The following is a 21,380-nucleotide window of genomic DNA, read 5'->3' as shown; positions in this document are numbered from 1 at the left end:
AACGAACTCGCTTTCCGCGTCGGGAATCCCACCACGACGGATGTGGTGATGGGGACGATCCTGATCGTCGCCCTGCTCGAGGCCGTGCGCCGCTCGGTCGGCTGGCCCTTGCCGTTCATCTCCATCCTGCTGATGCTCTATGCCTATTTCGGGCCCTCGATGCCGGGGATCTTCACGCATCCCGGCGCTTCCTGGTCCAACATCGTCAACCACCTTTACCTGACGAGCCAGGGCATCTACGGCATCGCGCTCGGCGTGGTGGCGACCTACGTCTTCCATTATGTTCTCTTCGGCGTTCTCGCGACGCGCGTGGGACTGGGCAAGCTCTTTATCGATCTCGCGTCCTGCCTTGCGGGCCGCTACGCAGGCGGCCCCGCGAAGGTCTCGATCTTCGGCTCGGCCCTGTTCGGAATGATCTCGGGATCCTCCATCGCCAACACGGTCACGGTGGGATCGCTGACCATCCCGGCCATGATCCGCCTCGGTTATCCGCGCTACTTTGCGGCGGCCGTCGAATCCACCGCATCGACGGGCGGGCAGATCACCCCGCCGATCATGGGCGCGGCCGCCTTCCTGATGGTCGAGTTCCTCAACGTCTCCTACCAGACCGTGATTCTCGCGGCCATCGTGCCGGCAATGATGCATTTCTTCGGCGTGTTCATGCAGGTCCATTTCGAGGCCCGCCGCTCCGGGATGCGCGGCATGACCGCTGAGGAACTCCCGAATCCTCTCCAGGTGCTGCGCGAAGGCTGGCAATCGATCATGCCGCTCGCGGTTCTCCTGATCGTTCTGTTCTCAGGCTTCACACCCTATCTGGCAGCCTTCTGGGGCATCACGGCCTGCGTCCTGATCGGCACAGTGCGGATCCCGGCCCTGACCCTCGGCTTCCTGGCGGCCATCATTGGAGCCGTCGCGTTCGGCATCCTCACTAGCCTTACGTTCATCATTCCGATCTTCGCGATCGTGCTCGGGCTCATAGTCTGGACCTGGCTGCAGAGTGATGCCGGAAAGGCGAAGGTGATCGATCTCGTCGACGCTTTCGTGGTGGGAGCGAAATATGCCATCGGCGTCGGCGCGGCGGCCGCAACGGTGGGTATCATCGTCGGCGTCGTCACGCTCACGGGCGTCGGCTTCAAGATCTCGTTCATCGTGACGTCGCTCGCGGCCCAGATCGCACAGGGTCTCGGCGAATACCTGCCGGCTGCCCTCTTCGACCTGAAGGGCATGACGCTGTTCTTCACCCTGCTGATGACTGCCTTCGTGTGCATCCTGCTCGGCTGCGGCGTGCCGACGACCGCGAACTACATCATCATGGTCACGGTTGCGGCGCCTGCTCTCGGACTGCTGGGCGTCGCGCCCATCGTGGCGCATTTCTTCGTGTTCTATTACGGGGTGCTCGCAGACATCACGCCACCGGTGGCGCTCGCGGCCTATGCGGGCGCGAGCATGGCGGGTGCCGACCCGTTCAAGACCGGAAATACGGCGTTCCGCCTTGGACTCGGCAAGGCGCTGGTGCCCTTCGTCTTCGTCTACGGGCCTGCCATGCTGATCGTGACGCCGGAATTCACCTGGCCCAGCTTCTTCTTCGTCGTCGGCGGCTGCATGATCGGTATCGTGCTCCTCTCAGCGGCCTTTACGGGCTACGCCCTGGCGCCGATGCGGGCCTGGGAGCGCTGGCTTGCCGGGATCGCGGCCCTGCCGATCATCGCACCGCAAATGACGATGACATTGATCGGCCTCGCCCTTGCAAGTCCTGTGTTGATCGCGCAGCTTGTCCGTTCACGGGCGCAGCGACAACCTGTGCCTGCCTGAGTGCGGGCGCGGATCAGCGTTCGCGCCCCTGTTCCCGACCCAGCCAGGATGCTCTCATGAAAGCCAAGACCGAAGCCCTGCGGACCTATGTGCGGCTGGCGCCCGTGATCCCTGTGGTGACGATCGAGGATGCGCGCGCGAGCATCGATCTGGCGCAGGCCCTCGTCGGCGCCGGCCTTCCGGTGGTCGAGATCACCTTGCGGACTCCTGCCGCGCTCGATGCCATTGCGGCAGTCGCCAAGGCGGTGCCGGAGGCAGTCGTCGCCGCCGGTACGGTTCTGTCCGAGAGCCAGATCGGCGAGGTTGTCGATGCGGGCGCCAAATTCATCGTCACGCCCGGCACGTCGACAAGGCTGGCTGAACGCCTGAGCGAGGCAGAGATCCCCGTAATGCCCGGCTGCGCTACGGTGTCAGAGGCCATGGCCCTGGCGGAGCTGGGCTTCGAGATCCTCAAGTTCTTTCCGGCTTCCGTTTCGGGCGGCGCGCCCTGGTTGAAATCCGTCCAGGGCCCGCTGCCGAAGCTTTCGTTCTGCCCGACCGGAGGCATCGATCCGTCGAGCGCTCCGGCCTATCTGTCCCTGACCAATGTTCCATGCGTCGGCGGCACGTGGGTCGCACCCGCGGAGGCTCTTCGCAAAGGGGATTTCGCCCGGATCAGGGAACTGGCCGCCGCGGCCGCAGCCCTTCGGCCGGCAACCTGAACCATTCGGCGGGTGTCTCCGTTGTGTCCTTGTCCTTGGCCACAACGAAGGGGAGATCCGCATGGTCGATTACCGCAAGCTCCTGGATGCTGTCGTAGGAGCCCTGGCGCGATCAGAAGGGGCGCAGAAAAACTCCTCGACCACTCATCCCGGAGGGGCGGCATCAGCTGATGCGACGCAGAACCTAGGCGATTCCCTCCGGCCGGCCCTCGATAAGGCCCGTGACCTCACGGCTCGCCACCCGACTTTGACACAGGCAGCCCTGCTTGGTCTCGCGGGCCTCATGTTCGGTCGACGCAAAAGAGGCGGCATTTCGGGCCGCATTGCCACGCTGGGAGGCCTCGCGGTCATCGGCGGTCTTGCCTACAGGGCTTATCAGAGCAAGGCCTCGATAAAGCCCGTTTCGGCGATGGCAGAAGGAACTCAGGACACCGCACCTGCCGACGAGGAGGACCGGGACCTGGTCGAGCTGCCTCAGACCTCCCGATTCCATCCCGTTTCCCAGACCGAAGATGACGCAATGCGCTTTTTGCGCACTATGGTGGCTGCAGCGGCGGCAGACGGGCAGATCGATGAGATCGAGCGCACCCGTATCGTCCGCGGTCTGACGGAGGCGGGCATCGACCCGGAGGCGACCCGCTGGCTCGACCGCGAAATGGAATCGCCCGTCACGGTCGACGAGATCGCGGATGGCGTGGAGGATCCCGAGAAGGCGGCGCAGGTTTATGCTGCGGCTCTTCTTGCCATCGACCCCGACACGCTCCAGGAGCATGAGTTTCTGCGCCAGCTTGCCGAAGCACTCGACCTCGAGCCGAAGCTCAAGGTCCAGATCGAGGAGACGATCGCCGCAGTCCGCTAGGCGGTGCGAGCCCGAATTGCCCCATCAGCGAGGAACCGCGGTCTCAAAGAGGGGCTGAGCGGCTGAGAGGACGGATGCTTTGATAGAGCATCGTGGTCTGTCGGCCGCCCTTCTCGTCGTAGCGCTTGCCTAGGACGAAACCGAGATCGGCGGAATAGAAATCCGTGTGCTCGGAGAGGACGCGTCCCTCTGCATTCATGAAACGGTTGCGGATGGTCAGGACGGGATAAGTGCAGTGCCCAAGCTGCAGGTTTTCCTGCCCGACTACCGTCATCTCCTGGGAAATCGGAGCGCCTACCTTTCCAGGATCCGCGGGCGCGAAAGTAACAGCGCGGCGGGACTTGCTGTCGAGAGGAAAGATCGACCGGAGATCGGTCAGAGGCACGTTGAAGCGGCGGGCAACCTTGTCGAAGCGGCTGATCTCGAACAGGCCCCGGTAATAGATCACGTCCTGCTTCGTTCCGCCCGGATACGTATTGACCACATGGACGAAATTCTCGGATGTCTGCCTGACTTCCGCCTGCATACCTTGGCGTTCGAGCACAAAGCCAGCTTTTGCCGACTGGGCTGTGGGGCATTCCTGAGCTGCGGCCCGTGCGGTGGGCAGAAAAGCCAAGACAAACATCAGAATGCGATACGGCATGGCCATGTCCGAAGATCCTCAAAAGCCGTCCAAGCCTCATTTTGGATAATATTACAATGAAGGTGGGGGCTTGGGGTATGGCCGGACGAAAGTTCACAGCCGGACGCCTGTGGAAAAAGCGGCCATGTTCCCGTGAGGCCTGTTATGCAGGGAAAGCCGGGAAGGGCGCTCTTCGGGCAGTTGATTTCCTGAGCGGCAGCGGGTCAAATTCGCCCCACGGACGAGAATGGAAAGGACGAGCCCATGGCCGAGAAGCCGAGACGACTGACCCCTGATCAGCTTCGCTCACGCTTGTGGTTCGACAATCCGGACAATCCCGGCATGACGGCGCTCTATCTCGAGCGCTATCTCAATTTCGGCCTGACGCGGCAGGAGCTGCAGGGCAAGCGGCCGATCATCGGCATCGCTCAGACGGGCTCCGACCTGTCCCCCTGCAACAGGCACCATCTCGAGCTTGCCAAGCGTGTGCGGGACGGCATCACCGAGGCGGGAGGCGTGGCCTTCGAGTTCCCGTGCCACCCCATTCAGGAAACCGGCAAGCGGCCCACGGCCTGCCTTGACCGCAACCTGGCCTATCTGTCGCTGGTGGAGGTCCTGTTCGGCTATCCGCTCGATGGCGTCGTGCTGCTCACCGGTTGCGACAAGACGACACCTGCCTGCCTCATGGCGGCCGCGACGGTCAACATTCCGGCCATTTCGCTCAATGTCGGCCCAATGCTCAACGGGTGGTTCCATGGGGAGCGAACCGGCTCGGGCACCGTCGTCTGGAAAGCCCGGGAGCGTCACGCGGCGGGCGATATCGACTACCAGCAGTTCATGGATATCGTCGGTTCCTCTGCCCCGTCCGTCGGCCATTGCAACACCATGGGCACGGCCTCGACCATGAATGCCCTGGCTGAGGCGCTCGGCATGTCCCTACCGGGTTCAGCCGCGATCCCGGCGCCCTACCGGGAGCGCGGCCAGACGGCCTACGAGACCGGCAAGCGTATTGTCGAGATGGTGTGGGAGGATCTCAGGCCCTCCGACATTCTGACCCGTGAGGCGTTCGAGAACGCCATCGTGGCCAATGCGGCCATCGGGGGCTCGACGAACGCGCCCATCCACCTGAACGCCTTGGCGAAGCATATCGGCGTGCCGCTCGATTGCGACGACTGGGAGCGCGTCGGCTTCGACATTCCGCTCCTGGTCAACGTGCAGCCGGCGGGTGAATATCTCGGCGAGGAGTATTTCCGCGCAGGCGGCCTCCCGGCCGTCATGGCCGAGCTGATCGGCGCCGGCAAGATCCACGAGAATGCCCTGACATGCATGGGCACTACGATGGGCGAGAATTGCCGCGGCAAGTTCAGCTGGGACAGGGATGTGATCCGCAGCTACGACAATCCGCTGAAGGAGCAGGCAGGCTTCCTGAACCTCAAAGGCAACCTGTTCGATTCCGCCATCATGAAGACGAGCGTGATCAGCGAGGAATTCCGCGACCGGTATCTCAATAATCCGCAGGACCCGAATGCCTTCGAGGGGCCCGTCGTCGTCTTCGACGGGCCGGAGGATTACCACCACCGGATCGACGACCCGTCCCTCCACATCGACGAGCATACGATCCTGATCATGCGCGGCGCCGGCCCGGTAGGCTATCCCGGCGCGGCCGAGGTGGTGAACATGCAGCCGCCGGGCGCCCTGATCAAGAAAGGCGTGCTCTCCCTGCCTTGCATCGGCGATGGCCGGCAATCGGGCACGTCCGGGACACCGTCGATCCTCAACGCCTCGCCGGAGGCGGCCATCGGCGGGGGGCTTGCCCTGCTGCAGACGGGCGATCGCATCCGCATCGACCTGAACAAGCGCAGCGCCGACATCCTGATCTCCGGCGAGGAGATGCAGCGCCGCCGCACGGAGCTGCGGGAGAAGGGCGGCTATCCCTATCCGGAAAGCCAGACACCCTGGCAGGAGATCCAGCGGGCGATGGTCGACCAGCTCTCCGAGGGCATGACCCTCAAACCGGCGGTGAAATTCCAGCGCGTTGCGCAAAAATACACGCCGCGGGACAACCACTAGACCGGCAACGGAATCCTCGGGGGCAGCATGACAGGCAGGCTTGCAGGAAAGACGGCTCTTGTCACGGCGGCCGGGCAGGGGATCGGCCGCGCCATTGCCGAGGCCTTCCTGCGCGAGGGAGCGCAGGTCTGGGCTACCGACCTCACGCCCGAGAAGCTGGAGGGCCTGGAGGGTGCGCAGTGCCGCGCCCTCGACGTTCTGTCCACGAATGCCGTGGTGGAATTGGTGCGGGAGACCGGCCCTCTCGACATTCTCGTCAATGCAGCCGGTTTTGTGCATCACGGGACCGTGCTCGATTGCTCGGAGCAGGACTGGGACTTCTCCTTCGACCTCAACGTGAAGTCCATGCATCGCACGATCCGGGCCGTCCTGCCTGCCATGCTCGACAGAGGCGGCGGCGCGATCGTCAACATCGCCTCGGGGGCCTCGTCGGTGCGGGGAATTCCGAACCGCTACGTTTACGGCACGACCAAGGCTGCGGTGATCGGGCTGACCAAGGCCGTTGCGGCGGATTTCATCCGGCGCGGGATCCGCGCCAATGCCATCTGTCCTGGAACCATCCAGTCACCGTCCCTCGACGAGCGCATCAGGGGACTCGCCGAAAGCTCCGGGCAGAGCGTCGAGGCCGTGCGCCAGGCCTTCATTGACCGGCAACCCATGGGCCGGCTCGGGACACCGCAAGAGGTAGCCGAGCTTGCGGTCTATCTTGCGTCCGACGAGGCAAGCTACACGACAGGGCAGATCCACCTGGTAGACGGCGGCTTCGCGCTCTGAAGCGCGCCGCGCGGACGCGCTGCGAAGCGTCAGCCGAGAAAAAAGGACAGGAACAGAGCGCTGGCGAGGCAGGGCTTGGAGCGGCTTATATGCACAGGGCCCCGCTTTTCATACTTGGCCTGTTCCGTGCGGTCGATCCATCGGGCCGCTTCCTCATGGCGCCAATCCATGCGCAGGATGGTGCGAAATTCCTGCGCTGCATCGTCATAACGTCCGAAACGATGCAGAAGCTGGCCGCGGTTCAAGTGAAATTGCTGACGAAAATAGCGTGATATTATGTTTAAAGCTGACTTTTGAGAGAAATAAGCCGAGCGCTCGGCGTCGATAATCTGTGCCGCACCGCAGGTATTCGAAAGAATGACGCTGTCAGAGTTCGTGGTCATTTCCGTGTACAACCAATAAGCTTGCGACGTCTTGTTAGTCCCCGCCAAGAAACCATCAATGGATGTCTAGCTCTCAGCATGGAAAGAGTGACACCCACCTCCCCCTACGAAAATCGGAAAGCCGCACGACTTGTCGGAATTGCGCAGAAATCGTAGTTTTTTGATGGGTTATATGGTTCCGCTGAGTGATGTGGCGGAACGGAAGGGGGCTTGGTGTTCCGAGGCTTCGTTTTTCGCGTTCCTGCCTTCCATCCAAGGGGCCTTGCCGCCGGCATGGTGAAAATTGCCCGGCAGGGCACAGGGGTGGATCGCCGGATCGATGGTGGTGTCCATCGGCTGGCCAATGCAGGAGTTCTCGATGAGTAGATCCGCTGCCGCATTCTTGTCGCCCCCAGCGCGACCCATCCACCGCCCAGTGGATTTTGCCTGTCCGGCCGCAGGTCTCTTGGGCGGAGGGGAGATCCGCATGAACGACCACGGCGAGATGGAGCAGGTGCTCGGGGATTCATCGCAGCCGAAAAGGTGGTTCCTCTCACGAAGCGAGGAGAGGCCGGAGGGGCATTCGCCTTCCAGGGAACCGCCAAGGTCGGCGTTCTGGATATCAGGCTCAGCCGCGGGGTCGACCTTCACTTCTCCCCCGTTGGCGCCGATGACGAGACACGCAACATCTCTTTCGTCACAACGAACAAGGGGAGCGGTCAGCTCCTTCTCGGGCGAAATGAGGCGGAGTTCGACCACCGATCCGGTGTCGTCTTCAATTCCGACCATTCGCGCAGCCTGCAGTTTCAGGATGACTGCGAGACCCGGGCGCTCGTGCTCTCATATGGAGGGATCGCCGAGCATTGTGCGAAACTTCTCGGAAGAGATCTGGACCAGGCGCTTCTCTTCAAGACAGATTTCGACCTCGACAGTGCAGCGGGCCAGACGTGGCTGCGCGCCGTTCACTATGCCGCATCGGAGTTCGGCAATCCGTATTCGCTTGTCCGGAATGTGCCTGACGTTCGGCACCAGCTCGAGCAGATGCTTCTGACCACGCTGTTGCTGGGGCATGAGAGCAATTACTCAGATGCGTTGCTTCGCCCGCAATCGGCGGCGGCACCGTTTTACGTGAAGCGAGCCGAAGCTTTTATCGAGGCGCATTTTGCCGAACCGCTTTCGACTGCCGATATTGCGGCTCATGCGGGCATCAGCGCGCGAAGCCTGCAGAACGGTTTTCGAAAATACCGGGACACGACGCCGATGAACTTTCTGCGTCATGTTCGGTTGCGCCGCGTTCACGAGGCTCTGCTTATGGCGGACCCTTCGGCCGAGATGGTGACGGAGATCGCGCTCGCCTACGGCTTCAGCCATATGGGCGAGTTCGGCACCCTCTACAAACGGGCCTTCGGTGTCACGCCGAGCCACACCTTGCTGAAGAAGGCGTGAGGATCCGGGTCAGAGGGCCCCTTGCCGATAAGGCGTTTCGGGCACGGGCGTAAGGGGTCCTTTCCCCGAAAACCATGATACGAGATTGTCAACGACGAGCTGGCCCATGGCCTTCCGGGTATGGACCGATCCGGATGCGATGTGCGGCAGCAGCACCACATTGTCCATGTCGATCAGGGCCTGCGGCACACGCGGCTCGTCCTCGAAGACATCGAGGCCAGCAGCCAGAATGGTGCCCTCGCGTAGGGCCTCTATCAGTGCCTGCTCGTCCACGACGCTGCCGCGGGCAACGTTGATGAGGACCCCGCTGGGTCCAAGAGCCTTCAGAACCTCGCCATCGATCATGTGCCGTGTGCCGGCGCCGCCCGGCGTGATCGCGATCAGCACATCGACCGCCTGTGCCATGTCGACGAGCGATCCGTGATACGCATAGGGAGCATTCTCCTGCCGCGTCCGGCCGTGATAGACGATCTCGACCCCGAAGCCTTCGAGGCGCCGGGCAATGGCCTTTCCGATCCGCCCCAATCCCACGATGCCGACCTTGCGGCTCCGCAGGCTGGGCGACAGGGGGAAGGGCGCCTCCAGCCATTTGCCGTCTCGAAGATAGCGGTCGGCCTGGGGAATGCGACGCAAGGTGGCGATCAGAAGGCCGATGGTGAGGTCGGCGACCTCGTCGTTGAGCACGTCGGGCGTGTTCGTGACGAGAATGCCGCGTCTGGCCGCCTCGTGCGCATCCACGTTGTCGTAGCCGACGCCAAAGCTGGCGATGATTTCCAGCTTTGGAAAGTACTCCAGGAAGGCTGCATCGGCGCGACCGGTCATGGTGCTCGTAGCGATGCCGCGAATGCGGGGACCGATCTCGCGCAGGAACGCGTCCCGATCGGGCGCCTCCCACATGCGATGCAGGGTAAAGCGCTCATTCAGCGCCTCGACGACGCTCGGCAGCATCCGCCCCGTCATCAGAATATCCGTCCTGGTCATGGCTGGTCCCGTTCGCTGAGCTCAGTCGCGGCGGCAGCGTGGGGACAGGCCCCGACGCAGCGCCTCGTCTATCGCAGTGGCTTCCTGCTGAAGAACGGTCTTAACCGAGGATGGCAGGTCGAGCCAGTGGCATCCCCGCAGGGCCGCCTCCAAAGCATAAAGAGCGTTCAGGGACACTTGGCGCGGCGACATGAATCGGAGGCGCCGATAGGCCTCGACCGATCCAAGTGCGCGCAGATCCGCCACGGTACCGATCCCGGCTTCCTCCAGCCGCTTCTGCGTCACGGCTCCGATGCCCGAAAGAGTGCTGACCGGAACCCGGTCCATGGCGAAGGCCCCCGTGTGGACTTGTTGTCACGCACGATAGCTCATGGTGCGCCGGACCGCGACCGCCGATAAGCCTGCTGCTGATGCAAAGCGCATTCTGTCGGGGATATCAGGCTGTCGCGACGGCCGGCTCGTCCATGAGCGTGAGTTCGTCACCCTCGTCGTCTCCGTCGAAGCTGCTCGGATCGGCGCCGGTGATATCGGCGAGATTCTTGGCTGCCCGACGCAGGAGCTTGCGTAGGCGCTTGCGGTCCTTGTTGTCGAACCCGGACAGCAACTCGTTCTCGACCTCGTCCCACAGGGCATTGATCGCGGCGGCCTTCTTCTTGCCCTCACGGGTCAGCTTGACCCGCACGACGCGGGCATCGCCCGGCTCCGTGTGGCGCTCCACCAGCTTCAGGGACGAGAGCCGCGAGATGGTCTTGGAGGCGGTGGGCGGACGCACGCGCAGAATCAGCGCCAGGTCGCCCATGGTCATCGGGCCCGAATGGGCCAGGGCCTGCAGGACCTGCTCCTGCCCGGCGAAAAGGCCGAGTTCCGAGAGCTTGTCTCCCGTGCGGCTGCGATGGAGCCGCGCCGCCTGAACCAGGGCCCACCCGACGCTCTTCACGCCCGGATGCTTGATATCGGTATCCATCCCATTCCCCGCCGTTCGAAGCTTTGGCGTCGCCACCATGAGCGGAACTCATGACGGTTCGATGACACATTCATATCATCGACGGGCGCGATGCCGGATCCTACGAGGGATCAGGGTTCCGAAACAAGGGCGCTGTCGTGCCAGTGACGCAGAAGCCTGCGTGATAAGGCCGCCGCGAGGAGGAACAGCCCGATGCCGGTGGCGGCCAGAAGCGTCAGGGCCGCGAACAGGCGCGGGATGTTGAGGCGGTATTGGCTCTCGACGATCCTGAAGGCGAGGCCGGAGCCCGCTCCTGCCGAGCCTGCGGCCATCTCGGCTACGACCGCCCCGATGAGCGAGAGCCCCACGGCGATGCGCAGGCCCGCCAGGAAGGCCGGCAAGGCCGCCGGCCGGCGCAGATACCAGAGGATCTTGATCCGGGATCTCAGACGTGCCGCCCATCCGGTCGCGGGTGGCGCGCCGTAGAGGGCGAAGAGCTCGAGGAGGCCGCGATCCACCGATTGGAGGCCGAGCATGGTGTTGGAGAGAATGGGAAAGAACGCGACGATCCAGGCGCAGGCGAGGACGGCCGTCTCCTGGGGCATGTAGATGAGGAGCAGGGGCGCGATGGCGATCACCGGCGTCACCTGCATGGCGACCGCGAAGGGATAGAGGGAATATTCGACGATCCGGGACAGGCTGAAGAGCACGGCCAGCGCCACGCCGCCCGCGACGGCCAGGAGGAGGCCGAGGGCCGTCGTGCGAAGGGTCACGAGGAGCGAGGCCGAGAGGAGGGGCCAGTCCGCCACGATGGTGCGGGCGACCAGGCTCGGCGCCGGCAGAATGTAGGGAGGGATGCTTGCAAGTCGCACGGAGAATTCCCAGGCCATGACGGCGGCCGCGATGACCACAAGCGGCAGGACGATCCTGAGGAGCCCGGAGGGCCGTCCCGAGGCGGCGGGCTGTGAAGGCGAGCGAGCCATGGCTAAAGGGCTCCGTCCGGAACAGCGCCTGCAAGGGCATTGGAAACATCCCGGCACAGTTCGGCGTAGCGATGGCTCGTGCGGAAATCCATGTCGCGCCCGGCCGGGGCCCCGATGCGGATGTCGGCAACGGCGGTGCCCGGCCGGGCCGACATGACGACGACCCGATCGGCCAGATAAACGCTTTCGAAGACCGAATGGGTCACGAACACGATGGTGCAGCCGAGCTCCCGCTTCAGGCGCAGAAGATCGTCGTTGAGGCGAAACCGCGTGATTTCGTCAAGCGCACCGAAGGGCTCGTCCATCAAAAGCAGCCTGGGCTTCAGCGCCAGGGCGCGGGCGATGGACACCCGCATCCGCATTCCGCCCGACAATTCACGCGGATAGGCGCGGGCGAAGTCCTCCAGGCCGACGCGGGTCAGGCTCTCAGTAATTCGGTCCCCGGCCTCGCGCTTGGAGACGCCGCGCAGGCGTAGGGGCATCCAGACGTTGTCGGCCACGTCCGCCCAGGGCATGAGGGTCGGGTCCTGGAACACGAAGCCGATCTCATGGCGGTGGTCGCTGAGTGCGGAGCCGGGCCACGTGACACTGCCCTGCGTCGGCGCCGTCAGCCCAGCCAGGAGCCGTAGGGCCGTGGACTTGCCGCAGCCCGAGGGGCCGAGCAAGGTCACGCATTCGCCCTCGAGGACCTGGAGTGAGAAATCCGCCAGGGCCGTGAGACCGTTGGCGAAGACCTTGGTCACGCCGTTCAGGGCAACGAGGGGGAGAGCAGGATCTACCATCGGCGCGGCCGAACCGGAGCGGCACCGGCCTCCTATTTCCTGAGATCCAGGCCCACGCCCTTGTTCACGAAGTGGAGCGTATAGGCCTTCCTGTAGTCGAGATCCGCCTTGAAGAGGCCGGCCTTCACCATCTTGTCGAAGAAATCCTTCATCCGCGCATCGGTCATGGCGCCGATGCCGAGGGTGGCGGTGTCACCTGAATCCGCGATGCCGTATTCCTTCATCTTGGCGATCGAATAGGCGATCAGCTCGTCCGTCATCTCCGGGTTGTCGCGCTTGATGAGCGCGTTGGCCTTTGCGTTGTCGCCGTAGAGATAATTGTACCAGCCGATGGTCGAGGCATCGACGAAGCGCTGCACGAGGTCCGGGTTCTTCTCAACCGTCTCGCGGCGCGTCTCGACCGTGGTCGAGTAGGTGCTGAAGCCGTAATCGGCGAGCAGGAAGACGTTGGGTTTGAAACCCGCCGCCTTCTCGATCACGAGAGGCTCGGCCGTGGCATAGCCCTGCTGGACCGCCCGGGGATTGGCGATGAAGGGCGCAGGCGTGAACCCGAAAGGCTTCACCTGCTCGTCCCTGAAGCCGTATTCGGCTTTCATCCATTGGAAGAAGGTCGCGAAGCCGTCCTTCGAGAGCAGGATGTCGTTCGAGGACTTCAGGGATTCGAATGTGTCGAGCCCCTGGCCCGGATGGCTCAGGAGGACCTGCGGCTCCTTCTGGAAATGGGCCGCGACCACGAGGGTGGGAATGTCCTTCTCCACGGCCGAGAAGGCCTGGATCAGGCTGCCGCCCATGTAGAAGTCGAGCTTGCCGACGGTCATCAGCATCCGGTTGTTGGCCCGTGGGCCGCCCGGGACGATCGTGACCTTGAGGCCGTATTTCTCATAGGTGCCGTCGGCAAGGGCCTGATAATAGCCCCCGTGCTCCGCCTGCGCGAGCCAGTTGGTGCCGAAGGTCACCTCAGTGAGCGGAGCTTGAGCCCGCGCGGTCGCCGGGGCCAGGCTCAGTCCCGCGACCAGTGACAGAGCCATCCACGTTTTCATCGTCATTCCATCCACCGGTCAGCCTAACGACAGCACATTCCCTGCAAAAGACGACGAATGCGCCCGCGGCGCCTTCTGTGCAGGGAGCCGGCAAGCTTGGCAAGACCGGGAGACGGTCCTCACTCCACGGACCAGGGATAGGTCCAGGTTTCCGTGAGCGTCTTGCCGCCTGCCCGTAGGAAAGCTCGCAGGTCCGTGGACTGGCCCGGTTCCAGCTTGACGTCGATGGCGACGCGGAAACCCTTCGTGTGCTCGTTCGGCACCACGAAGGTGTGGGTGATGGTTCCGGCGGACGTGGTAGGGATGAGCTGCACCTGCGCAGGATCGGCCAGGTAATAGTCTAGGTCGCCGCCGGCGAAATCGATGAGGAAGCGGCGGTGGGTCGGGTCGCTCGGGCTGTTGGAACCGCTGTTGCGGGCCGGCGACTGGAATGTGTTGATGGCCTTACCGCCTGGATGCATGCCGTTCGAGTTGGTGAGCGCCCGCAGCCGGTAGTTCACCGTCACCTCCTGCCCGGCTTCGAGGGGGCGGCTCGGCTCCCAGTAGGCGACGATGTTGTCGTGGGTCTCGTCGGGGGTCGGGATCTCGACGAGCTCCACCCGGCCCTCGCCCCATTCGCCCACCGGCTCGACCCAGTAGCTCGGCCGCTTGTGATAATAGGTCTCGAGATCCTGGTAGTTCTCGAACACCCGGTCGCGCTGCATCAGGCCGAACCCTCGCGGATTCTTGTCGCTGAAGGACGAAATGGTCTTGCTGGTCGGATTGCGGAGCGGCCGCCAGATCCACTCGCCGGCGCCGGACTGCATGAGCAGGCCGTCCGAATCGTGCAGTTCGGGCCGGAAGTCGTCCGTGCGCTTACGCTCGCTCTCGCCCTCGAAGAACATGGACGTGAGGGGGGCGAGGCCCACATTGGTAAGGGTCCGGCGAGGAAACAGGGTCGCGGTCACGTCGAGGGTCGTTTCCTTCGACGGGTAGAGGACGAACCGGTAGGCGCCGGCCACGGAGGGGCTGTCGAGAAGGGCATAGATCGTCGCCTGGTCGCTGTCAGGCTTCGGCATGTCGATCCAGAACTCCCGGAAATGCGGGAATTCCTCCGCCTCGCCGCCTTCCACGTTGATGGCCAGGCCCCTGGCCGAGGCGCCATACTTCTGGTCCGCCCCCAGGAAGCGGAAATAGCTGGCGCCCAGGAAGGCGATGACCTCGTCGAAGACCTTGGGGCTGTTGAGCGGATAGTGCAGGCGGAAGCCCGCAAAGCCCAGATTGACCGGCAGGGGCTTGTCGATCTTGTTGTGCCCGTAGTCGAACAGCTCCTTCTGGTAGGGGATCGGCGTCGGCACCCCGTCCCGCAGAATGTTCACCGTCACGGGGCGCTGGTAGAGGAAGCCGAGATGGAACAGCTGCAGGCGGAAGGGGCCGCCGCTGGACGCCAGGAGCGCCTTCTCGGGGCGGAATCGGATGTCCCGGTAATCGTCGAAGCTCAGCCGGTTCAGAGGCTCGGGCAGCTGCTGCGCCATAGGCTCGTAGGGCGCGGCCGCCAGTTCCCGGGCACGGCGGACCACGTCCTCGAAGCGGAACGGGGTAGGCGCCGGGACCCCGCCCTGCTGCGCCAGGGCCGGAAGGGCGACGCTGGCGAGGAGGCTCTGGAGAATGATTCGGCGCGTGAGATTCGTCATGGAGGGGACTGTCTTGCTCGGTCTGGAGAAGGGAAAACCGGAGATGGGGCCGGACCTCTCTCCGTCCACCTGTTCCGCTTAATAAAAGCTGAACGGTCGCAGGGGTCTGAAGGGTATCGCAGAGGGTCAAAAAAATCCTCCGAGAGGGCTAAAAAGGTCTTGTGATCCGGGTCCGATGAGCCTATTTCACTGCTTGCCCAATTTCGCACGTGCCTGTGGTCGCGTGCCGGTTGGTGGGCATCCGGACAAGAGGCCGGACAGCCGCCCGAGAGCGACCTAGCTCTCGAAACCCCTAACCGGCAGCCGGAGGCGAAACCGGCGTACCTCGTTCTCAACGGGGGACGTGACTTAAAGCAACGACGAACGGGCTTTTTTGGTCTCGCCGGCCCTCCAAAGGTCGGCACCGAAGAGGCTTGTTTATCATTGCCAGGCGTGCGGACGGGAATTCCCCATCCAATCCAAGGCAGCATCGTCGGGTGAAGAGCCCATCGCCGCTCATCGTGTCTCCATCGCACGACGCGGGATGTGACCTTCCCTCGCTGACGCCGGACGCGCAGGACCTCGCCATGCGAGGAGCCCACGACGTCTGAACTTCAATCCGGAGGCTTGAAGACCTCCATTGAACCTTTGGTGGGGAGAGCGCCATGACTGAGCGCATTCGTGAATTCCTGCGCAACCGACGTGAGGATGGCCCGTGCGTGGTCGTCGATCTCGACGTGGTCCGCGACAACTACTCGAAATTTGCCCGTGCGCTCCCCGACACGCGCGTGTTCTACGCCGTGAAGGCCAATCCTGCGCCTGAGGTGCTGAAGGCTCTCGCCCAGCTCGGTTCGTGCTTCGACACGGCTTCGGTGGTCGAAATCCAGCTCGCCCTCGAGGCTGGCGCGACGCCCGAGCGGATCTCCTTCGGCAACACGATCAAGAAGGAGCGCGACATCGCGCGGGCTCTCGAGCTCGGCGTGCGCCTCTTCGCGGTCGATTGCGAGGCCGAGGTGGAGAAGATCGTGCGTGCGGCCGCTCTGGTCGGCGTGCCGTCGTCCGACGTGCAGGTGTTCTGCCGCATCCTCTGCGACGGCGCGGGCGCCGAATGGCCCCTGTCGCGCAAGTTCGGCTGCGTTCCCGAGATGGCCGTGGACGTGCTGGAGCATGCCTATCGTCATGGTCTCGAGGCCTACGGCGTCTCGTTCCATGTGGGCTCGCAGCAGCGCAACACGGAAGCCTGGGACCAGGCGCTCGCCTCCGCGTCCGGGATCTTCCGGGAATGCGCGGCGCGCGGTATCCACCTGTCGATGGTCAACCTGGGCGGCGGTTTCCCGACGAAGTACCTGAAGTCGATCCCGCAGGTGGAAGCCTACGGCGAGTCGATCTTCCGGGCGCTCTCGAAGCACTTCGGCAACCGCCTGCCCGAAACGATCATCGAGCCGGGCCGCGGCATGGTCGGCAATGCAGGCATCATCGAGGCCGAGGTCGTCCTCATCTCGAAGAAGAGCCAGGATGAGGAGGAGGTGCGCTGGGTCTATCTCGACATCGGTAAGTTCGGCGGTCTCGCCGAGACGATGGACGAGTCGATCCGCTACCCGATCCGCAGCGAGCGTGACCACGACCGCAAGGTGCCGTGCGTGCTCGCAGGCCCGACCTGTGACTCCGCGGACGTTCTCTACGAGAAGGAGCCTTACCCGCTCCCCGTCTCGCTGGAGATCGGCGACAAGGTGCTGATCGAGGGCACGGGCGCCTACACGACCACCTATTCGGCGGTCGCGTTCAACGGCTTCCCGCCGCTCAAGTCCTACGTGATCTAACTCACGTCCCGCCTGCCTCGAACCGCGAGGCAGGCACCAACCCCTGAAAAGAGTTGTCCCGGACGGCCTGCCTATAGGCGTCGTCGGGCGCATCGGATGACCGCAAAACCGGCATCCGCGTCTGCGTCCGATGCTGTCGGCAGGTGCGAGGGCTGTCGCTCACCCCCATCCCGGGAGGCCACGGCCATGATCACGATCCGCGAGGAAATCCACCGCGACGTCGAGGCGCGCGAAGCGCTGCTCGATACCTGCTTCGGTCCCGAGCGTTTCCAGAAGACCTGCGAGCGTCTGCGCGAGGGCCGCCTGCCGGCCGAGGGCCTTGCCCTTGTCATCGAGCAGGAGGAGCGAATCGTCGGCACCGTGCGCCTGTGGCATGTCTCGGCCGGTCCGAACCGGCCGGCGCTGATGCTCGGCCCGATCGCCATTGACCCGGCTCTGCAGGGCCTCGGCCTTGGAGCGAAGCTCATGAACGAGGCTCTGACCCGCTCCTCCCGCCGCGACCACAAAGCCGTCCTGCTGGTGGGCGATGCGCCCTATTACGCGCGCTTCGGCTTCTCGACCGACAAGACCGGCTCCCTCTGGCTGCCCGGGCCTTACGAGCGCGGCCGCTTCCTGGCGCTGGAGCTGCAGGCGGGAGCCCTCGAGGGCGCCCAGGGCCTCGTCTCGGCCACGGGCCGCCTGGAGGAGAAGCCGGATCTCGCGGCGCTCGCCGCCGCGGCCGCCCAGGGCACTCTGCCGGGCTTCAACCGCGCCGCATAAATCCCTCAGGAGTTGACGCGCGCCGCACCGGAAGGAATGGTGCGGCGCGCTTTCGTTTGCCACCGATCAACCCCCAACCCGTCGGCATTCCGGCGAAGGAGTAACATCGATGACCAACTGGCCCGTCCATGGCCGCATCACCGGCCCGATCGTGATGATCGGCTTCGGCTCGATCGGCAAAGGCATGCTGCCCCTGATCGAGCGCCACTTCGAGTTCGACCGGAGCCGCTTCGTGGTCATCGATCCGAACGATGCCGACCGCAAGATCCTGGACGAGCGCGGGATCCGGTTCGTCCACCAGGGCCTGTCGCCCGAGAACTATCGCCACCTCCTGCAGCCCCTTCTGACGGAAGGCGGCGGGCAGGGCTTCTGCGTGAACCTCTCGGTCGACACTTCCTCGCGGGACATCCTGGAGCTCTGCCGCGAGGTCGGCGCGCTCTATATCGATACGGTGGCCGAGCCCTGGGCTGGCTTCTATTTCGACAAGGATGCCGGACCGGCCGCGCGCACCAACTATGCCCTGCGCGAGCGGATCCTCGACGCGCGCCGCAAGAGCCCCGGCGGCACGACGGCCGTGTCCTGCTGTGGCGCCAATCCGGGCATGGTGTCCTGGTTCGTGAAGCAGGCGCTTCTGAACCTCGCCAAGGACATGAACATCGAGCATGAGGAGCCGAAATCCCGCGAGGAATGGGCCCGGCTCATGCAGCGCGTCGGCGTGAAGGGCATCCACATCGCCGAGCGCGACACCCAGCGCGCCACCTCCGAGAAGCCTATGGGCGTCTTCGTGAACACCTGGTCGGTGGAAGGCTTCGTGTCGGAAGGCCTGCAGCCGTCCGAACTCGGCTGGGGCACCCACGAGACCTGGATGCCCGAGAATGCCCACACCCACGAGACGGGCTGCCAGTCGGCGATCTACCTGCTCCAGCCCGGCGCCAATACGCGGGTGCGCTCCTGGTGCCCGACCCCGGGCCCGCAATACGGCTTCCTGGTGACGCACAACGAGTCGATCTCGATCGCGGATTTCTTCACCGTGCGCGAGGGGGACAAGGTCGTCTACCGGCCGACTTGCCACTATGCCTATCATCCGTGCAACGAGGCGGTGCTGTCGCTCCACGAGATGTTCGGCCAGGCCGGCAAGGCGCAGGACAAGTTCCACATTCTTACCGAGAGTGAGATCGTCGACGGCATCGACGAGCTGGGCGTCCTGCTCTACGGGCACGCCAAGAACGCCTATTGGTACGGCTCGCAGCTCTCCATCGACGAGACGCGGCTCATCGCGCCCTATCAGAACGCCACCGGCCTTCAGGTGACCTCCGCGGTGCTCGCCGGCATGGTCTGGGCTCTGGAGAATCCGGAGGCCGGCATCGTGGAGGCGGACGACATCGACTTCCGCCGCTGCCTCGAGGTGCAGATGCCCTATCTCGGCCCGGTCGTGGGCGTCTACACGGATTGGACGCCCCTCGCGGACCGTCCCGGCTTCTTCCCTGAGGATATCGACACGTCGGATCCGTGGCAGTTCCGGAACGTTCTGGTACGATAAGAAGACAGGCCCTCACCCCCGGTCGCGACGGCCGGGGGTGAGGGCGGAGACCGAGCGATGCCCCATTTCGAGCCTTTCTATGCCGACAAGCTTCGTGGCTCGCTGGGGATCGTGGATGCCCAGGCCGTGCTCGACCTGAGGAGTGCCTCCCGCGAAAAGGCCCTGCGCTCCATCCAGGATCTGCTGGAGCGCAGCAGATTCGCCCAGAGCCGGGCCGTCGCGATCCGCCTCGCTCCGCCGCCCGAGGGCGGCGGCGAGACCCTGTTCCAGCCTGTCGGCAAGGCGCTGCTCGATGCCAAGAAACGCGGCTGGATCGACCGCCTGCAGACCCTTCCGGCGCAGGACGGTCTCGGCTTCTACGTGGTGCTCGCCGGAAAGCCCGAGACCGCCGCCTGATCAGGCGCGCGCAGGGCGGGCCCGGGGCCGCCTCAGGCTGCGGATGAATCCGGCCAGGACAAGCAGGCAGCCCCAGGCCGTCACGAAGCCGAGACCGCCCGCGACGATCCCTTCCTCGGTCACCGGCACGGCGGGCTCGAAATCCTGATAGGTCGCCTCAAGCACGTCCGTGTCGCCGTCCCGCGCCATGAGGGCCATCCGCCCGAAGGGGCCGGCCGAGATCATCTCCCGGCGATGGGTTTCGAGGCGCGAGAGGCGCTCCGCATTGGCCTGCATGGCGACGCCCTGGCGGCTCACGAGGTCGTCCGCATTGCCGCGTAGGCGCAGGATGGCGCCCTCCCGGCTCTCGCCGTTGCTTCGGGCATCCGCATCGAAACGCTGGAGGAGCCGGGTCAGCTCGTCGATGGAGCCGCCGAGGCGCTGACGATATTGCTGGGAAAATTCAGGCACCTGCGAGGCCAGGACCCCGCCCAGGAGGCCGAAGCCGAAAGCCACGATGCGCGCGATCCTGAACAAGAGCCCCCTCCCTAGGAACCAAGCGCCTCGACGATATCTTGTTCCATGACCTCGTCCAGGGGCTTGGGAATCTTGCAGGCGCGGGTCTTCGCGCCCGGCTCTATGATCAGGATAACGGTCTCGATGCCCGGGCAGGCCGGGTCCGTGCAGGCGATCTCGTTCACCGCGAAGGCAGTATCGGGCGGGAAGGGACGGGCCGCAGCGACCAGGGCTTTCACGCGTGCAATCGCTTCCCGGTCGGGCCTTGGCGGACCGAGAGCACGCCGGAGGAATGCGCCGAGCCGGGCCAAGGGCGTCAGGGGAGGGTCAGGATTCCAGCCTGCCCGTCCTCGCAGCCGAAGGCGAGGTGCCGGCCGGCCTTGTCCCAAGCCATAGCCGTGATGCCGCTGCCCTGCACGGCGGGACGCACCAGCAGTTCCGAGGCGTCGGCGAGGCGGATCAGCAGGATGCAGCCATCCTCGTAGCCGACCGCGAGCACATAGGCGTTGGGATGAAACGCCACCCGGCTGACCTTGGCCGGGCGCACGCCGCATTCCCGCGGCGCCTTGCCCATGGGGCCTTCCTTGGACTCGAAGGGCCAGATGATGGCCGCTTCGGCGCCCGAGGTGGCGAGCCACTTGCCGTCATGGGACCAAGTCAGGGAGCGCGTCTTCGACGGATAGCCGCTCATGCGCATGTGCCCCTTGTCGGGCAGGAGACGCCAGCCGTGCAGGGCGTTTTCCTGCATGGACGTGACGACGAACCGCGCGTCGGGAGACCAGGTCACGTCGAGATGCGAGCCCTTCCATTCGAGCTGCTCGGGCTTGGCCTCCACATTGGGGAACCACAGGGTGGCGCCATTGTAATGGGCGATGGCGAGCCGATAGCCCTTGGGCGCAAAGGCGAGGCCGCGGGCCGTGGATGCAACCTCCAGCACCTTCTCGCGACCCTTGTCGTCCCGCGCCGTCACCCGGCGCCCAGCGCCATACGCGAAGGCGCCGCTGGACGAGATGGCGAGCGAATCGATCCAGGCGCCTTTCGTCTCCGCAAGAGTCCGAGTAGAGCCGTCGGCGCCCGTCACAGCCACGCGGCCGTCGTCGCCGCCCGAGAGCAGCCGCTCGCCGTCGCTGACGGCCACAAGCACGCCGGCATCCGGATGCGCCTCGACACGATGGGTCTCACCGTCCTTCGCCAGCAGCACGCCTCCGTCACCGAGGGCGAATGCCGCGGTGCCCTTCAGCCAGCCGAGGGCCGTGACATGCGCTCCCGCCTCGACGGGGACGATGTTCTGGGTGAGAGACGGAGCGGTTCCAGCGGTCATCAGCGCGATCCTTTCGCCGGAG

Annotated in this window: 23 protein-coding genes and 1 pseudogene (1 of these 24 cut by a window edge); 11 read left to right on the top strand and 13 right to left on the bottom strand. The window is 64.7% G+C overall.

Annotated features, from left to right (window positions below; translation table 11 throughout):
* The 3 genes from C4E04_RS17745 to C4E04_RS17735 all read left to right on the top strand — a co-directional run.
* Positions 1 to 1,812: the 3' portion of a TRAP transporter permease gene (locus C4E04_RS17745; protein WP_245416148.1), read on the top strand. Its footprint begins 381 nt before the window's first position; only the last 1,812 of its 2,193 coding nucleotides appear in the window; its start codon lies beyond the left edge, outside the window; it ends in the stop codon at positions 1,810 to 1,812.
* Positions 1,813 to 1,868: 56 nt separating this feature from the next.
* On the top strand, positions 1,869 to 2,513 hold the full coding sequence (eda, locus tag C4E04_RS17740; RefSeq protein ID WP_109599560.1) for a bifunctional 4-hydroxy-2-oxoglutarate aldolase/2-dehydro-3-deoxy-phosphogluconate aldolase: 645 nt from the start codon (positions 1,869 to 1,871) through the stop codon (positions 2,511 to 2,513).
* 61 nt (positions 2,514 to 2,574) lie between these two features.
* Positions 2,575 to 3,372, top strand: a complete 798-nt coding sequence (locus tag C4E04_RS17735; RefSeq protein WP_109599559.1) for a tellurite resistance TerB family protein — start codon at positions 2,575 to 2,577, stop codon at positions 3,370 to 3,372.
* 43 nt (positions 3,373 to 3,415) lie between these two features.
* Here C4E04_RS17735 and C4E04_RS17730 read toward each other — a convergent pair whose 3' ends face one another.
* Complete coding sequence (locus C4E04_RS17730; RefSeq protein WP_162559452.1) at positions 3,416 to 4,015, bottom strand: hypothetical protein; 600 nt, start codon at positions 4,013 to 4,015, stop codon at positions 3,416 to 3,418.
* Positions 4,016 to 4,258: 243 nt separating this feature from the next.
* On the opposite strand from C4E04_RS17730, the gene C4E04_RS17725 reads away from it, so the two are divergent.
* Both C4E04_RS17725 and C4E04_RS17720 read left to right on the top strand, forming a co-directional pair.
* Positions 4,259 to 6,064: an IlvD/Edd family dehydratase gene (locus C4E04_RS17725; protein ID WP_109599557.1), complete on the top strand. Its 1,806-nt coding sequence runs from the start codon at positions 4,259 to 4,261 to the stop codon at positions 6,062 to 6,064.
* A gap of 27 nt (positions 6,065 to 6,091) precedes the next feature.
* Positions 6,092 to 6,838, top strand: coding sequence for an SDR family oxidoreductase (locus C4E04_RS17720; RefSeq protein WP_109599556.1), 747 nt, complete (start codon positions 6,092 to 6,094; stop codon positions 6,836 to 6,838).
* 29 nt (positions 6,839 to 6,867) lie between these two features.
* Here C4E04_RS17720 and C4E04_RS21000 read toward each other — a convergent pair whose 3' ends face one another.
* Complete coding sequence (locus C4E04_RS21000) at positions 6,868 to 7,221, bottom strand: hypothetical protein (RefSeq protein ID WP_162559451.1); 354 nt, start codon at positions 7,219 to 7,221, stop codon at positions 6,868 to 6,870.
* A gap of 168 nt (positions 7,222 to 7,389) precedes the next feature.
* Positions 7,390 to 7,989, bottom strand: coding sequence for a hypothetical protein (locus tag C4E04_RS21505; protein ID WP_245416147.1), 600 nt, complete (start codon positions 7,987 to 7,989; stop codon positions 7,390 to 7,392).
* Between C4E04_RS21505 and C4E04_RS21760 the strand changes: the two are divergent.
* Together C4E04_RS21760 and C4E04_RS21500 are read left to right on the top strand one after the other, a co-directional pair.
* Positions 7,888 to 8,202, top strand: a pseudogene (locus C4E04_RS21760) (hypothetical protein); the annotation flags it as partial. The gene C4E04_RS21505 and the pseudogene C4E04_RS21760 sit on opposite strands and share 102 nt — an antisense overlap.
* Positions 8,203 to 8,241: 39 nt before the next feature.
* Positions 8,242 to 8,646, top strand: coding sequence for a helix-turn-helix transcriptional regulator (locus C4E04_RS21500; RefSeq protein ID WP_245416146.1), 405 nt, complete (start codon positions 8,242 to 8,244; stop codon positions 8,644 to 8,646).
* 9 nt (positions 8,647 to 8,655) lie between these two features.
* Here the strand turns inward: C4E04_RS21500 and C4E04_RS17700 are convergent, their stop codons facing one another.
* From C4E04_RS17700 to C4E04_RS17670, 7 genes are all read right to left on the bottom strand, one after another.
* Positions 8,656 to 9,627, bottom strand: a complete 972-nt coding sequence (locus C4E04_RS17700; RefSeq protein WP_109599541.1) for a 2-hydroxyacid dehydrogenase — start codon at positions 9,625 to 9,627, stop codon at positions 8,656 to 8,658.
* 21 nt (positions 9,628 to 9,648) lie between these two features.
* Positions 9,649 to 9,954, bottom strand: a complete 306-nt coding sequence (locus C4E04_RS17695; protein WP_109599538.1) for a TfoX/Sxy family protein — start codon at positions 9,952 to 9,954, stop codon at positions 9,649 to 9,651.
* A 109-nt stretch (positions 9,955 to 10,063) separates the two neighbouring features.
* Positions 10,064 to 10,591, bottom strand: a complete 528-nt coding sequence (locus C4E04_RS17690; protein ID WP_245416145.1) for a MarR family winged helix-turn-helix transcriptional regulator — start codon at positions 10,589 to 10,591, stop codon at positions 10,064 to 10,066.
* A 110-nt stretch (positions 10,592 to 10,701) separates the two neighbouring features.
* Positions 10,702 to 11,553: an ABC transporter permease gene (locus tag C4E04_RS17685; protein ID WP_109599534.1), complete on the bottom strand. Its 852-nt coding sequence runs from the start codon at positions 11,551 to 11,553 to the stop codon at positions 10,702 to 10,704.
* A 2-nt stretch (positions 11,554 to 11,555) separates the two neighbouring features.
* The gene (locus C4E04_RS17680) at positions 11,556 to 12,335 is read right to left on the bottom strand and encodes an ABC transporter ATP-binding protein (RefSeq protein WP_109599532.1); all 780 of its coding nucleotides are present in this window, start codon (positions 12,333 to 12,335) and stop codon (positions 11,556 to 11,558) included.
* A gap of 32 nt (positions 12,336 to 12,367) precedes the next feature.
* A complete protein-coding gene (locus tag C4E04_RS17675) occupies positions 12,368 to 13,363 on the bottom strand; it encodes an ABC transporter substrate-binding protein (RefSeq protein WP_245416144.1) in 996 nt (331 codons plus the stop codon).
* A 131-nt stretch (positions 13,364 to 13,494) separates the two neighbouring features.
* Complete coding sequence (locus C4E04_RS17670) at positions 13,495 to 15,048, bottom strand: glucan biosynthesis protein (protein WP_109599528.1); 1,554 nt, start codon at positions 15,046 to 15,048, stop codon at positions 13,495 to 13,497.
* Positions 15,049 to 15,692: 644 nt separating this feature from the next.
* Here C4E04_RS17670 and C4E04_RS17665 point away from each other — a divergent pair.
* The 4 genes from C4E04_RS17665 to C4E04_RS17650 all read left to right on the top strand — a co-directional run bounded on the left by C4E04_RS17665 (position 15,693) and on the right by C4E04_RS17650 (position 19,542).
* Positions 15,693 to 16,847, top strand: coding sequence for a type III PLP-dependent enzyme (locus tag C4E04_RS17665; protein ID WP_109599526.1), 1,155 nt, complete (start codon positions 15,693 to 15,695; stop codon positions 16,845 to 16,847).
* Positions 16,848 to 17,033: 186 nt separating this feature from the next.
* Entirely contained in the window at positions 17,034 to 17,606 is a 573-nt protein-coding gene (locus C4E04_RS17660; RefSeq protein ID WP_109599523.1) for a GNAT family N-acetyltransferase, read from the top strand.
* A gap of 109 nt (positions 17,607 to 17,715) precedes the next feature.
* Complete coding sequence (locus tag C4E04_RS17655) at positions 17,716 to 19,146, top strand: homospermidine synthase (protein ID WP_109599521.1); 1,431 nt, start codon at positions 17,716 to 17,718, stop codon at positions 19,144 to 19,146.
* A gap of 57 nt (positions 19,147 to 19,203) precedes the next feature.
* Entirely contained in the window at positions 19,204 to 19,542 is a 339-nt protein-coding gene (locus C4E04_RS17650) for a hypothetical protein (RefSeq protein WP_109599519.1), read from the top strand.
* Here the strand turns inward: C4E04_RS17650 and C4E04_RS17645 are convergent, their stop codons facing one another.
* The 3 genes from C4E04_RS17645 to C4E04_RS17635 all read right to left on the bottom strand — a co-directional run bounded on the left by C4E04_RS17645 (position 19,543) and on the right by C4E04_RS17635 (position 21,358).
* Positions 19,543 to 20,058 (bottom strand): DUF2937 family protein, encoded by a 516-nt coding sequence (locus C4E04_RS17645; protein ID WP_109599517.1) that lies wholly within the window; start codon positions 20,056 to 20,058, stop codon positions 19,543 to 19,545. It lies immediately after the preceding gene.
* Between the two features lie 11 nt (positions 20,059 to 20,069).
* A complete protein-coding gene (locus tag C4E04_RS17640; protein WP_245416143.1) occupies positions 20,070 to 20,276 on the bottom strand; it encodes a hypothetical protein in 207 nt (68 codons plus the stop codon).
* Between the two features lie 77 nt (positions 20,277 to 20,353).
* A complete protein-coding gene (locus C4E04_RS17635; protein WP_109599513.1) occupies positions 20,354 to 21,358 on the bottom strand; it encodes a WD40 repeat domain-containing protein in 1,005 nt (334 codons plus the stop codon).
* Between the last annotated feature and the right edge of the window lie 22 nt (positions 21,359 to 21,380).

The sequence above is a fragment of the Microvirga sp. 17 mud 1-3 genome, assembly GCF_003151255.1.
Lineage (GTDB): Bacteria > Pseudomonadota > Alphaproteobacteria > Rhizobiales > Beijerinckiaceae > Microvirga.
Note: the sequence above shows the minus strand (reverse complement) of the source record. Positions and strands in the feature narration are given on the sequence as shown.